Source organism: Duncaniella sp. C9 (assembly GCF_004803935.1).
Classification (GTDB): Bacteria; Bacteroidota; Bacteroidia; order Bacteroidales; family Muribaculaceae; genus Duncaniella; species Duncaniella muris.
Genome location: NZ_CP039547.1, coordinates 836351 through 850512 on the forward strand (window position 1 = coordinate 836351; position 14162 = coordinate 850512).

Sequence of the window (14162 nt, forward strand, 5' to 3'; positions counted from 1 at the left end):
CGGCATCCGATGGTTCGGATGCCGTCTGTCATATTTCCAAGGGATTATAATCCTGAATAAAAAGGATCAATTCTTGTTTGTATTGTAGAGGAGATAGCGCAGATTGGCGGTCACGTTATACTTGTCGTTGTCGCCGAGATTGCATTTGAAGCGGATTGTGGCACCGTTCTGCAGGTTGCCTACAATGGAGAGATCTGTCATCTCCAGGCCTTCGGCCGGCTTTTCACCAGAAGTAGCGGTGTAGACGGGGAGAGCATTGTCAGTTCCGGCCACGATGGTATAGCCGTATTCTGTGTAGGTGTAGGGGAGGTCCTTGACCATGAATACCAGCGGGGTCATGCTGTCGGAATATTTGCCGTTGTAGACCTGGAGTGTGGCGGTGCGTTTCTCCTGGTCGAGGTTGACGATGTAGTAGGTGTCTGCCTGAGCGTCAAGATTGTTGGCAGTGTTGTAGACGCTGTTGTCAGTGAGGTCAGTGGCTATCACCGGGCCGACATAGGCGTTGCGCTTGGCATAGGTGGTCACTTCATAGCGGGGCTCGTTGTTTATGTCGAGCTGGTAGCGGATATAGTAGACCGATCCGAGGTGGCTGGGGCGTCCGAAGTAGGCGCGGAGGTTGAAGGTGTCGAATACATAGGTGGAGTTTCCGGCGTTTTCAGGGACGATGCTGCGGCCGGTGGTCACGATGAATCCGTCAAGCTGGTCCTGAGTGTATTTCATTGCCGGGAACTTGAAGGAGAGCGGTGAGGCTGCGGGGCTGAGGATGATGTTTGAGAGGGTGATTTCCACCTGTGCTTCCGCGGGGGTGTATTTGAGGCTGTAGGAAGGTGAGCTTGCTATGAATTCGCTACCGTCCTGGAGGTCGATCACGCGGTTGAAGCAGGATTCGCTACTGCCATAGTTGTAGGTCAGTACCTGCTCGTCGCTTGTGCTTCCGAGGCAGGAGGTCAGGCTGAGAGTGGCTGCCAGCATAGCTGACGAAAGAAGATATTTCTTCATGATTGTCTGGTGTTTGTGTGCTATTGTTTGATTTCTATATTATTGATGATATAAAAGGCTGTTTTCAAACGGCCTCGAAGTCTATAGTTTAACGTGGCTCGCGGGCTCTTATTGTCGGAGAGTGTGCGGGCTTTAGTTAAAAAAGCGCAAAGAAGGGTTAAAAAAGCGCTAAGAGGTTCTGAAATAGCGTTCTGGATATCACCCTCCCATTAGAGCGAAGGGAAGTCGAGGCGGAGGGTGAGGCCTCCGCGGGCGGGGAGTCCGCGCTGGAAGAAACTGTTTGACATCGACTCGAAGCGGAAGGTATTGAAGCTGCGGTCGGTGAGATTCTTGCCCCAGAGTTCAAACGATCCTGCGGGGAATTCGAAGCGGAGGGTGGCGCCGAATTCGGTGTAGAAGGGCTGGCGCCAGAGGTTGGCTTCGTCCCAGTAGATTGATCCGGTGCCGCGCATGTCGGCTGTGAGGCTTACGGCATCGAGCCATCCGAGTGTCAGGGGCTGGCGGTAGGTGGCGGCGGTGAAGAGGGTGTTGGACGGAGCGTAGGGCACCCGTTTGCCTCTGAAGTCATTTATGCCGTCAGAGAAGCGGCGGAAGGTGGCGCGGGTGTAGCCGTAGGCGAGGTTGAAGTGCCAGCGGTCTGTGGGGCGGTAGTTGAGAGTGAATTCTCCGCCGAGGCTGCGGGTGCGGCCGGCGTTGGCCATTATGCGGCCTGTAGTGGTGCCGTCGGGGAACATGGTCAGCTGCTGGTCGCGGCATTCTATGAGGAAGAGGGCAAAGGTGGAGTAGACGCGGTTGCGGTCTACGCTGAAATGGCCTCCCAGTTCGTAGTTCCAGGAGATTTCGGGGCGGTATTTGACCATTTTATCGACGTCGTATTCAGCCGGGCGGCCCATCTCTTCCATGAGGCGCTGCTGCAGGAAGTCGGAAAACATCTGTGTGTTGAACCCTCCTGATTTATAGCCTTTTGCCACGGAGAAGAACACTGCGGAGTGGGGGAGGTTGTAGGTGATGCTGAACTTGGGAAGAAACTGAGCGAAGTGCTGTTTGAGGCGGTCGCTGTTGTCGATGTGGATCTCCTGTGTGCGCAGTGGTATCTGTCCGCGCCACATGGTGGCCGAGGCATCGGCATAGCTGTGGTAGCGCAGGGCGGTGTGCTCGTAGTCGAAGCGGAGGCCGAGTGAGAGCGAGAGGTTGTCGATGTCATAGGAGCTCTGGTGGTAGACGGCTATGCCTTTGACGGGGTTGCGGAAGTCGGAGCCGAGCAGGAGTTCGGGCTGGTCCCAGGCGAGGCGCATTCCGGCGGGGAGCTGTGAGTTGACGTTGTCGAGGATCAGGCGGTTGATTCCGTCTTCCTTGAAGGTGACTGGGGCGTTGATGTCGGCATATTTGTAGAAGCCGAAGACTCCTGCGAGCCAGCCGTAGTCACCGGCTTTTCCGCGGATGACGATGTCCTGGGTGACGTTGCGGTCGCGCTGCTTCTGGGTAAGGGTGAAGTAGCTTTCGGGCAGGAAGTCCTGGTCAAGAGTCATGTTGTCTGACAGATACTGGAATCCGGTGATTGAGGCGAGGGTGAAGGCGGGGGTGGTCCAGGTGATGGTCAGACCGTCGGTGAAGGCTGTGCGTCGGTAGAAGGTCGGGTCGTTGTAGTCGATGAGTCCGCTTTCGGCCGAGGCATAGGGGTAGCCGTTCTGGTGGGCGTGGTTGTAGGAGGCCACGTTTTCGATGCTCAGGGCCGATGAGGGGCGGAATATGGTGCGCCAGCGCAGCGATTCGTTGTGTTCGCGGTCGGCGCGGGCACCGTTGTGGCTGTTGCGGAAATATCCTTCGCGGCGGGAGCCTGAGGCACTGAGCGATGAGGCCCATGAGGAGGAGAAGCGGCGGTAATATGAGAGGCCGAGGCGGTAGTTGCCGTGAGTGGCGGCTCCGGCATGCAGACGCAGCCCCTGGTAGTACATGGGCGAGAGGGTGTAGACGTTGATAAGTCCGGCTATGGTATTGCGTCCGAAGAGCGTTGACTGTGGCCCGCGGAGCACTTCGATGCGCTCTATGTCAGGCGAGTCGAAGTCATAGGCGTTTTTGTTGAGATAGGGGACGTTGTCGACGTTGAGGCCCACGGCGGGCTGGTCGATGCGGGCGCCGATGCCGCGGACGTAGATTGACGATGTCATCCGCGATCCGTAGTCGGGCATGAAGAAGTTGGGGGCGATTTCCGATACGCCTTTCATTCCGGCTATGTCGAAGCGTTCCAGTTCGCTTTGGCGGATGGTGGTTACTGTGACAGGCTGGCGCAGCAGCGAACGGCCCTGCTTGACGGAGGTGATGTTGACTTCGCCTATCTGCAGCGTGTCAGGGCCTTCCATGAGCCTGTCGGGGTGATTCCGTCAGGGGCTGTGGAGGCGATGGCCGGTCCGGATACGCAGAGCAGTGTTAAGAGCGCGGGCAGACGTAGAGACATTATCAGTGGGGTTTTACCTTAGAAATTTTGAGTGCTTTCAAGGAAAGAGAATGCAAAGGTAGCAATTAATGGTCAAACCGATTTAATAGATTATATTAAATAATTATTAAATCTGCGTGAAGGCCCGGAGCACCGCGGATAGGCTTGATGGCCGGGGGTTATCGGACGAGGGAGTTGAGGTAGATTTCGATGTTTGTGTAGCCTCCGGGGTCGAGGGTGCGAGCTGTGGCGTCGGCGGGGTCACGGGGGTCGAGACCGCGGGCTGTTTCCCAGGCGTCGGGGATTCCGTCGCCGTCAGTGTCTGTAGCGGGGGAGGCGCTGCGGAGCAGGGGCCAGCCTCCTACCTGAGAGGGGGTGTCGATGATGCCGTTGCTGCCGTTTTCGCCGAGGCCGAGTCTGACCTGGCGTATGACGTCACTGTCGTAGCTGTCGCGCGCGAAACTGCAGCCGGCCTGGTCGAGCACTCTGCGGTAGGCTTCGGCGGGGCTGTCTTCGCTGATCATCACGTAGGGGAAGGGTGAGCTGACCAGGCATGTGGAGGCTGCGGAGCCGGGCTGTGGGATGGCTGCGGGGCTGATGCCTGCTTCGGGGGGTGTGCTGCGGCGGTGGCGCATGTAGGGTTTGCCGGGGCGGTCGGTGACGGCCAGACGGTTGGCGGCGGTGGCTTGGGGGGAGCCTTCGATGTGGTTTGCGGCTACGTAGTAGCGGCCGGTGGCGTCATCGGCTACGTCGAGCAGGCGGCTGTGTTGCGAGGCGGGGCCGGGTTTGTAGTAGTTGGCCACCATGTTGATTTCGGCGTGGTGGCCTCCGCCGTAGGCTGTCTTGAATCCCCAGTTGTAGACCACGTTGTTGCGGAAGTCGACCCATTTTGTGCCGTCGACCGATGAGAAGCGGGGGTTGCGGCTTGCGTGGTTGGCGAGTAGGTTGTGGTGGAATGTGGCTTTGTAGCCTCCCCAGATGCCTCCGAATCCGTGGCTTCCTTTGGTGTGGACGGAGCTGTTGAGGCTGTGGCTTATCAGGCACCACTGCACGGTGAGGTTTTCGGTTTTGTAGATGGATAGGCATTCGTCGATGCTCCAGCTGACGGAGCAGTGGTCGAGGATTACGTTGCGTTGGCCGTAGCGTCCGCCGCCTATGCCGTCGCTATCGAGGTTGTGGCGGTCGCCGGGGCGCACGCGGATGTGGCGGATTATGACTTCCGATGCGTTGATGACGAGGGGGTAGTCTTTGAGGCAGATGCCGTCGGCGGGGGCCGATTGTCCGGCTATGGTGATGCTGTCGTTGTTGATGCGCAGGGGTGAGAGGAGTTCGATGGTGCCGTCGATGTCAAAGACCACGGTGCGGGGACCGGTGGCTTCTACTGCGTTGCGCAGGCTTCCGGGGCCACTGTCGTTGAGGTTGGTCACTTTTATGATGCGTCCGCCGCGGCCTCCGGCGGTGTGGCGTCCGTAGCCTTCGGCTCCGGGAAAGGCGAGAGGGGCAGCGGCTGAGGCGGAGATAGCTGCTGCGGCTGTGAGGAGCAGGGTGAGGGTGCGAGATGTCTGTTTCATGGTGCAGTGGTGGTGGAGGGGTTGTTGGGGCGGTTGTGGCTGTCAGGAGAGTGATGAAAAACGGACGGCGGTTACGGGCGGATGCTGCCGCCTGTTTCCGCCGTCCGGATCAAGTGGATTATTATTATTTAACGGTTCCTGTAAGGTTCATTCCGATGATCAGTAGCCGGGGTGCTGCTGTCCGGCCAGGCCGGGGTTGACATCCATGATGGCGGTCTGGTGGAAGGGCATGAGCTCGGTCTTGTTTTTGGTGAGGCCGTAGAAGATGCCGGTGCCGGTTGAGTTGGTGATCCAGGTGTTTTCGTCAGATACGCCGGCCACTTTTGTCACAGAGAGGTTGCCTTTCTGGGTGGCGGTGTTGATGCTGAACATGTTGAGCACGGTGTATTCCACTTCTTCGGCGTCGACTCCGGCGGGCACGAGGCTGCGGCTGAAGTAGACGTTGCCTCCTGCTTCATAGAATTTGCATTTTGCAGATCCTTTGGAGGCTGAGTTGAGGATGTGGAGGTCTGAGATCTGGTCAGCGGTGAGGTCCATCTGCGAAAGGTCTGACTCCTTGACATCGATGTAGGGGAGTGCGATGTTGGGGTCCTGGAGCTTGGGAGTGGAGGTGATGCGGAAGGCGCGGTAGGGGGCTACGTCGGCGTAGCGGCCTTCGCGCTTGCAGAGCTGCACGAGTTTGGCTTTTTCGGCCATGAGATGTTCATACTGTATGCCCCAGCGGGTGAGGTCGGTGCGGCGCAGGCCTTCGTTGCTGAGTTCGAGCTTGCGTTCCTGGATGATGAAGTCGAGGAATTCGTCGTGGCCGGTGGGGATGGCGCCTGCTTTGGCTTCATCGTTGCGGAAGGCGCGCATGCGCACTTTCTTGACGGCTTTGACGGCTTCGTCGGTGGCGCCGTTGTTGAGCTCGTTGAGGGCTTCGGCATACATCAGGAGCACGTCGGAGTAGCGGAGTATGGGCCAGTTGATGTCGCGGCGCGAGTTGCTGGCGCCGATTTCGCTTTTCCAGTTGATGCGGTATTTGCCTACTCCCATTCCGGCGTAGGTGTTCATTCGGTATGTGTCACCGGCCTTGTTGAGGATGAGGGCGTAGTTGCAGACCGACACGTCGCGGCGCTGGTCACCGTCTTCGAATTCGAAGTAGAATGTCGGGATGGCCATCATCTGTGAGCCCGGTTTGCCGAGGGTGAGGCTTTCGCCTGATCCGGGGAGGCCGTTGACGTAGCCTGTGCGGCAGTCAATGGAGTTGGCTCCATACCAGCCGTATTCAAACATGGTCTCGCTGTTGTACTGTTTGAGCGCAAGGTCGCGGAAGAGCTGGTCGTAGTTGCTGACGAGGTCGTTTTCGCCTTTCTGGATCACTGCTAAGCAGGCGTCGGCTGCGATCTGGTAGAGCTCGCGGACGCGTTTCTGATCATCGCGGCGGTCTATGCGCACGGTGGAGTTGTCATAGGGCACCTGGTCGAGGTTCCAGCGCAGAGACTGTCCGGCGGCGTAGAGGGCCACGCGGGCGAGGATGCCGTAGGCTGCGTTTTTGGTGAAGCGTTCGGGGGTGGAGAGGTAGCTTTCGCTGCGCCAGGGGAGGAGCTCGGTGGCTTTCTGGAGGTCGCGGACACAGTGGTCATAGATGGTGTCGCGGCTCACGCGTGATGATTCGAAGGTGTTGAGCTCCGAGGTGGGGCGTTCGTTGAAGGGTACATCACCGTAGAAGCGCACGAGGTTCCAGTAAGCGTAGGCTCTTACGGCGAGGGCTTCGCCCATGAGTCCGTTGACGTGGATGCGGTCAGCTTCTGACGATACGGGCACTTTGCCGAGTTTGCTGATGCAGACGTTGGCGTATTCGATGGATTTGTACATCGAAGTGTAAACGTTGCTGAGCATACCGGTGAGGTTGGTATAATCGTAGTTGCTGACGTTGTATTTCGAGTTGCTTTCCTTCGATGCGCTTTCGTCGGTGCCTTCGAGGAGCTGGTAGCCGAGTTCCTGGTGGTGGAGTGAGGTGTAGCATCCGGCCACGGTCATGTCGGCGCGGCTTACGGTGGCGAACACCGATTCGCTGTCGGCCTTTGATTCCGAAGGCATTTCGAGCCAGTCCTCGCATGAGGTGGTCAGAGTGCCGAGCAGCAGTGCGGCACCCATTATGTTGAATATCTTTTTCATGATAGAGTTCTGATTTGGATTAGAATGAGAGGTTTACGCCGATTACCCAGCTCTTGGCACGGGGATATGAAGAGTTGTCAATGCCTGGAGTGAGAGCGCTTGCCGACACGGCTACTTCGGGGTCATAACCGGTGTAGTCGGTGAAGGTGTGGATGTTGTTTGCAGTGGCGTAGAAGCGCAGGTTGCTCAGGCGTATCTTCTGGATGGCTTTCTTGGGGAGAGTGTAGCCGAGGGTGATGGTGTTGATGCGCAGGAACGATCCGTCTTCGATGTAGTAGCTGCTGTGGTCCGAGATGGCGGTCTTGTTGTTTTCGGAAATGTTCCACATGAGTTTGCCGCTGTGCTGTCCGGGGTTGAGTTCGGCCAGGCGGGCGAGGTTTGTGGTGGCTTCACCTGTGGCGGGGTCGATGAGGGTGAAGCGGTTGGCCATCTTGGAGAGGGTGTTCTGGTTGGGGAGGTAGGGGCCGATGAAGCGCTGGGTGCTCATGTTGAAGACTTTGTTGCCGTAGCTGAAGTTCATGAACACCGAGAGGTCGAAGCCTTTGTACATGAAGGTGTTGGTCCATCCGCCGATGAATTTCGGGGAGGCGTTGCCGATGACGGTGCGGTCGTTTACGCTCCAGACGGGGTTGCCGTTGGCGTCGGTCTCGCCTGAGATGGCTTTGTATTTGGCATCGCCGGGACGTACGATTCCGTTGAAGCCTTTGAGGCGTGCCACTCCGTCTTTGAGCTTGTAGGTGCCGTCAGAGAGCTGGTCAAAGTCGTCGGTGGTGTAGATGCCGTCATAGACAAGTCCGTAGAACTGTCCGAGGGGTTTGCCTTTTTCGATCTTGAAGCCCATGCGCGATTCGTAGTCCTGGATGAAGAAGTCATTTTCGGCATTGCCGTAGATGGAGAGGACTTTCGAGCGGTTGAAGGCTATGTTGAAGTCCATTGTCCATGAGAAGTCACGGGTGGCGATGTTGACTGTGTTGAGCACAACTTCGATACCGCGGTTGCGGATCGAGCCGATGTTCTGGAACTGGTGGGTGTAGCCTGTCGAGCTGGGGATCTTGTTTTTGATGAGCAGGTTGTCAGACTGGTTGTTGTACCAGTCGAGCTGGAGGTTTACGCGGCTGTTGAAGGCTGAGAGGTCGAGACCGACGTTGAAAGTCTTGGTCTTTTCCCATACGAGTTCGGGGTTGCCGAGGGTGGTTCCGGGGACGAAGGTCGGGAAGTCAGAAGATCCGTTGCCGTAGTGGCCTGAGCCGTATTCGGTGGCATACATGTTGTTGTCGATCTTGTTGTTGCCGGCCACGCCGTAGCCTGCGCGTAGCTTGAGGTTCTGGATGTAGTTGCGCGTGGCTTCCATGAATTTCTCTTCAGAGATGCGCCATGCGGCGGAGACGGAGGGGAAGCTGTCCCATTTGTGGCCTCTGGCAAATTTCGAGGAGCCGTCGCCGCGGACTGTGGCGTTCAGAAGGTATTTTCCTTCGAAGCTGTAGGAGAGACGGCCGAATACAGACACGAGGCCGATCTGAGATTTGGATGATTTCCACTGGTAGGGGGTGGCGATGCTGACATCATTGAGCCCGAAGTTGCCGTCAGGGAATGAGCGGTATTCGTTTTCAAGTTTCATCGACTCCCAGTGAGAGGTCTCCTGGCCGACGAGCACTGTGAAGTTGTGCTTCTTGTTGAGGTCGAAGGAGTAGTTGAGTGTGTTGGTGATCTGCCAGTTGGAGTCTTCGAAGTTGTCGCGCGAACCGTAGCCGTAGGGGCTCTTGTTGGAAGCGGCGGTCTTTGTGTTGCCGTTGTCCCAGTAGTCTTTGCGGGTCTGGGTCCACATGTAGCTGCCGGCTGTGCGGAATGTCAGTCCTTTGATGATGTCGATTTCGAGTCCGGCGTTGACGGTGGCCATGCGCTTGAACTTTTTGTTGTCGATCGAGCGGTTGTTGATGATGGGGTTGTTTGCATCATAGTTTGTTCCGCCGGGCATTGCGAGGAATTCATCGGCGAGGTCCTGGTTGAGCATCTGGTCGTTGGTCCAGAGCACACCTCCGGTGATGGGCTGGAGGATTGTCTGCTTGAGTGTGCCTCCGAGCGATCCGCCGCCTTCGGTTGTGGTTGACTGGAGTGAGGTGGCGAAGTTGAAGCGTACGTTGTCGAAGATCTTGTGGTTGAGTTTGGCGCGGACGCTGTTTTTGCTGTAGTTGTGGCGGTCCATGATGCCGTCTTCACCGGTGTAGTTGTAGCTGACCATGAAGTTGGTGCGCTCGTTGCCTCCGGTGATGCTTACGTTGTGGTTCTGGGTGATACCGGTTTTGCCGAATACTTCGTCCTGCCAGTCGATGCCTTGGCGTGTGCGGTACATTTCTGCTATGCGGCTGTCAGCTCCGGTGTAGAAATCGGGGTCGCTGACGCTTCCGCCGAATATGTTGGCGAAGTTGTCGAGGTTGCCGCGGAGTGCCTGGAATTCATACTGGTAGCGCACGTAGTCTTCCACTCCGAGGAGGTCGAGCTTCTTGCCGAGACGGCTGAAGCTGACGTAGCCGTTGTAGCTTACTTCGCTTTTGCCTGATTTTCCGGATTTGGTTGTGATGAGGATCACACCGTTGGCACCTGCAGAACCGTAGATGGCTGTGGCTGAGGCGTCTTTCATTACGTCGATTGTCTCGATGTCATTGATGTCGACGTTCTGGAGGCCTGATTCCATCTGGAAGCCGTCAACGATGTAAAGGGGTTCTGATCCCTGGGTGATTGATGTTCCGCCGCGGACGGTGATGTTGATGTCGGCACCGGGCGCGCCGCTCTGGGTGATTACGTTGACACCTGCGGCTTTGCCTGTGAGGGCTTGGGCGGCTGTTGTCACCGGCATTTTTGCAAGTTCTGCACCTCCTACCGATGAAGTCGCGGCGGTGAGGTCTTTGCGGCGCACGGTGGCGTAGCCGATGGCAACCACTTCGTCGAGCATGGCTGCTTCGGGCTGGAGGGTCACGTCAATGACGCTGCGGCCTTTGACTGCTACTTCCTGGGTCTGATAGCCGATGTAGCTGAAGCGGAGTGTGGCGTCTGCGGGGACATTTTTAAGTGAATACTTGCCGTCAACGTCGGTGGCCACGCCTGTAGTGGTTCCTTTGATGATTACGTTGGCTCCGATCATCGGTTCGCCTTCGGTGTCGATCACCGTTCCGCTTACCGAAAGAGTCTGGGCGTTGACAGTGATGCCTGTCATGGTCAGAAGCATAAAGATGTACAACCGCCGGATCAGTGAGGAGCAGACGGCTGAAACAAAACATTGCTTGTCTCTCATAATGGTATTGGTTAAAAACAATTAGAATGTAGCACCTTCTTGTGCTGTTATTAAGGTAAAAAATGGTATTAGAAATCTTAAAAACGGTTCCGAGACGCACAAATTTTGCGCAAAATTAGATAAAATTAGACAAATTACCCCCCCGAATAGTTAAAATAGGTTAATTGTGGGTTCTGTCGGGTTGTGTGCTTATTGTATTTATGACATAGAGGGTGGCCGGTAGGGCAGAGTAAGAAAAGGGGGGCGCCGGGGATTTTGCGAGGGTCGATGGTAAGGTGGGACCCGCTGTGGGTGCCGATGTAGAGGAGGCTGCCGTCGGCGGGGTTCATGAGCCAGATGTGTTTGCCGGAGCCGCTGATACGGCTGAGGTCGAGATTCATCGGGCGGGAGGTGTGGTTGTAGACCATGAGCCAGTCGGAGCCACGGGTGGCGAGGAGGCGCTGGTAGTGGATGCCGTTGTCGCGGACTATGAGGCTGTCAGGGCGGCGCTCGAAGTAGGGGAAAGCAAGCATGAGGTGTTTGAGGTGTTTCATCTGGCCGCGTCCGGGGTCGGAGAGGGCTTTCCACCAGGGTTTGGCTTCGCCGTCGGCAAAGTAGGCACCGTTGACTCCGGGGCGGACGAACTGCATGATGGCATTGTGGCCGTAGGTATGTCCGCATGATCCGGCGAAGACTGACCAGTAGGCGTAGCGGCGGATGTCGAGGTCGTTCCAGCGCGGTTCGAGATCGGAGTGGAGTCCTAGGGGATGTCTTCGTAGCTTGGCTCGCCGTCGAGGACGGGGCGCAGGGGCTGGCGGACGGTGGCAGAGTCGACGTACATCCAGACATCTTCTTCAGTGCCGTCGGGGATGGGAAGGGGCACCGTATGTATTGAATGAGGGCACACCGTTGATGACCTGGATCTGGACAACATTGTAGCCGTCGGCAGCGGATCGGCGCAGGTAGTGGGCGGCTTCATCGCGATCGAGCCTCTGAGGGAGAAGCCAGCCGGTGTCTCCGAGCCAGAAGAATGGGGTGCCGTCGGAGTGGCAGAGGAAGCGGTTGTTGGCAGAGACTTTCAGCGGTCCGTGAGTCCAGGGGCGTTCGGCGGCAGAGGCCGTGAGGATAGTGAGTGTCAGACAGATGGCAGCAAACAGACGGGAGAGCTGCGAGGTAGGAAATGTGATCATGGCATTGGGCTGATTATACGGTTGCTATGGCGTAAAACACCGGGACCATCAGGACGGTCCGGATGCAAAATTAGAGAATAATTTGCGGTTTAACGCCGGGTGATGATGCCATTTAGAAGATTTAACAAATCAAGAAGCGAATTCGATTGTATATATAGATAAAATTCTTACCTTTGCGCCCACAAAAAACGAACATACACATAAACACTTCACAACCATGTACTGGACACTCGAATTAGCATCAAAACTTGAAGACGCACCCTGGCCCGCAACCAAAGAGGAGCTGATAGACTACGCCATGCGTTCCGGCGCTCCGCTGGAGGTAATAGAAAACCTTCAGGAGATGGAGGACGAAGGCGACACATATGAATGTATCGAAGACATCTGGCCCGACTACCCCCAGAAAGAAGACTTCTTCTTCAACGAGGAGGAATACTAAGCCCACGCAAAAGGATTAACCCAAAGAATACCAAAGAGTTGAGCTTCGCACTACGCGACAGCCCAACTCTTTTTTCTTGCATTTTACCCCCTTTTACAGCATAATAAACTGGCGTAAAATTAGCGCACCGATAAAAAAGGAATATAAACAATCGGGATAAACTGTCGTATAACTCCTGACTTCGTCAACGCGTACCCCAAAAATCATCCGAGAAGAAAGGTGCGATGCGTTGATGCGTTCGGGATATCGCCTGCTTGCTCTGTGGTAAAGTCATCTTAGTGAGTGTGCCTCTGCGGTATGCCTTTTCAAGCCTGCGGAGTCCTTTCTCGCGGTTATACGCATCCTTGCGGGCGCGGTCGGCGTTATATCCCACCAGCAGACGTTTGCCGTATCCCTTGTCGTATTCCACCATCTGACAGTCGTTTTTCGGCTGACTCAGTATCCATTCCTGACTTCATCACTCAATTTTTTGAGTAATGAAGTCAGGAAAAAGAGCATGCAGAAGTTGCCGCTCCGTATGCAGGCGACCGAGAAGTTCCGGTATATTGGAAAACGATTTCATGTTAATTTGGGCGGTGATATGTTGTGACAACGATTATTAGTCCTTCAAACAGGCAAGAGGAATAACTTTTACGCCATCGGGCCGAGTATATGCCATTGGGCCACCTGTTATTACCAGCAACAGTGCAGGCTCTTCCATTACAATCTGCTTTTCGCGCTCATTCATTTTTCTTACAAGATTTCGGATTTCAAGAAGATGCTCTGCACCTTTGTCTATTTCAGCACCACCGAGCTTAAACTCAATCAGCGCATATCTGCCGTCGTCGAGATGCAGGACTGCGTCTGCTTCAAGATCATACCTGTCATGATAATACGATATAGCTCCAAAGCATGATTGGGAATACGCGCGAAGATCCCTCATTGCCATACACTCGAATATGAAACCATAGGTTTTCAAATCCATTTGCAGCCGTTCTGGTGAAAGTCCTAATGCCGCAACTGCGATGGATGGATCTGTAAAGCCTCTTTTCTTCCCTCTTCTGATTGCTGTGGCAGAACGCACGGCAGGCGACCATGAATCAATGTCCTGAATAACAAACAGTTTCTCCAAAGCCAATACATAACTGTCGAACGTTGGCTCTGTGCAGCTTTCTGTTGTAGCCACAACATCCTTTATCATTTTCTGTTTCTTCGCAAGAGTCGAGATGTTTCTTGCATAGGTGCGCAGAATCTCACGTGCGAGCTTTTCACTGCGAGCAACGCCGTCGACAGTGGATATATCCGTAGAGCATACACTTTGAACATAATTCTTGGCCACCAACAGCTTTCCCCTTGTTGTCGGAAGAGATAGCGAAGCCGGCCAACCGCCCCTGCAGGATGCGAAAATCAACTGCTTTATATCGAGACATGACATCTTGCCGTCAATCTCAAGTTCGGGATTGTCGAACAGTTCCATGAGAGAGATTTCGCCTGTGGATTCATCGGATTCCCAAAGGCTCATAGGCGCCATCCTTATCCTTGCAATCCTGCCGGTTCCGGTGTGTAATATATTTGACTTGTCTACAGAATTCGATCCTGTAAGGATAAACTGCCCAACCTTCTGTCTCTCATCCACAACACTTCTTACGGCATCCCACAACGTCGGAGCATCCTGCCACTCGTCAATAAGTCGTGGAGTGGCACCATCCAAAAGAAGAGAAGGCTTGGTTGCGGCTGTGGCAAGATAGCCGTCACGAGTGTCGGGCAACTGAAGTTTAAGTTCACTATTGGCCTGTTGTTCTGCGGTAGTTGTTTTGCCACACCATTTGGGGCCTTCTATGAGTACAGCTCCAAACGCGTCAAGATGTTCACGCAGTGTAGTATCCGCAATGCGAGGTAAATATGGCATTTCTTTACTGACATTTGTTTCTGCAAAGATAGTGAGAATTTCTTTATTGTCAAAGTGTAATTTTGATTTTTGCGACAAAATACTTTTGGTTTTTGTGGTAATATGTTTATGTTTTTTGCGGTGATTTATTTTTGATTTTTGTGATATGTATCCATTGCCCTACCCATTTGTTTGTCCATTCGATTTCACGCTGTCAGATCGTGAAATATGTTT

The 14162-nt window shown here is 55.1% G+C and carries 8 protein-coding genes and 2 pseudogenes; 1 reads left to right on the forward strand and 9 read right to left on the reverse strand.

The genetic code is table 11. From position 1 onward, the window contains the following. Nucleotides 1-66: 66 nt before the first annotated feature. From E7745_RS03465 to E7745_RS03490, 7 genes and pseudogenes are all read right to left on the reverse strand, one after another. Nucleotides 67-999: a hypothetical protein gene (locus E7745_RS03465; RefSeq protein WP_136408310.1), complete on the reverse strand. Its 933-nt coding sequence runs from the start codon at nucleotides 997-999 to the stop codon at nucleotides 67-69. 209 nt (nucleotides 1000-1208) lie between these two features. Next, nucleotides 1209-3359, reverse strand: a complete 2151-nt coding sequence (locus tag E7745_RS03470) for a TonB-dependent receptor (RefSeq protein ID WP_136408311.1) — start codon at nucleotides 3357-3359, stop codon at nucleotides 1209-1211. Beyond that, a complete protein-coding gene (locus E7745_RS15165; protein WP_255575998.1) occupies nucleotides 3332-3454 on the reverse strand; it encodes a hypothetical protein in 123 nt (40 codons plus the stop codon). The genes E7745_RS03470 and E7745_RS15165 overlap by 28 nt, the downstream gene beginning before the upstream one ends. 158 nt (nucleotides 3455-3612) lie before the next feature. Then, complete coding sequence (locus E7745_RS03475) at nucleotides 3613-5004, reverse strand: pectate lyase (RefSeq protein ID WP_168181980.1); 1392 nt, start codon at nucleotides 5002-5004, stop codon at nucleotides 3613-3615. A 159-nt stretch (nucleotides 5005-5163) separates the two neighbouring features. Beyond that, the gene (locus E7745_RS03480; protein WP_124075956.1) at nucleotides 5164-7164 is read right to left on the reverse strand and encodes a RagB/SusD family nutrient uptake outer membrane protein; all 2001 of its coding nucleotides are present in this window, start codon (nucleotides 7162-7164) and stop codon (nucleotides 5164-5166) included. A gap of 19 nt (nucleotides 7165-7183) precedes the next feature. Next, nucleotides 7184-10387, reverse strand: coding sequence for a TonB-dependent receptor (locus E7745_RS03485; RefSeq protein ID WP_136409160.1), 3204 nt, complete (start codon nucleotides 10385-10387; stop codon nucleotides 7184-7186). A 359-nt stretch (nucleotides 10388-10746) separates the two neighbouring features. Continuing rightward, nucleotides 10747-11622 (reverse strand): annotated as a pseudogene (locus E7745_RS03490) (glycoside hydrolase family 140 protein); the annotation flags it as partial. A 217-nt stretch (nucleotides 11623-11839) separates the two neighbouring features. Here E7745_RS03490 and E7745_RS03495 point away from each other — a divergent pair. Next, on the forward strand, nucleotides 11840-12061 hold the full coding sequence (locus E7745_RS03495) for a DUF2795 domain-containing protein (protein WP_107033196.1): 222 nt from the start codon (nucleotides 11840-11842) through the stop codon (nucleotides 12059-12061). Nucleotides 12062-12335: 274 nt separating this feature from the next. Here the strand turns inward: E7745_RS03495 and E7745_RS15225 are convergent. Continuing rightward, nucleotides 12336-12512, reverse strand: a pseudogene (locus tag E7745_RS15225) (transposase); the annotation flags it as partial. 147 nt (nucleotides 12513-12659) lie between these two features. Beyond that, nucleotides 12660-13949: an ATP-binding protein gene (locus tag E7745_RS03505; RefSeq protein ID WP_107031184.1), complete on the reverse strand. Its 1290-nt coding sequence runs from the start codon at nucleotides 13947-13949 to the stop codon at nucleotides 12660-12662. Between the last annotated feature and the right edge of the window lie 213 nt (nucleotides 13950-14162).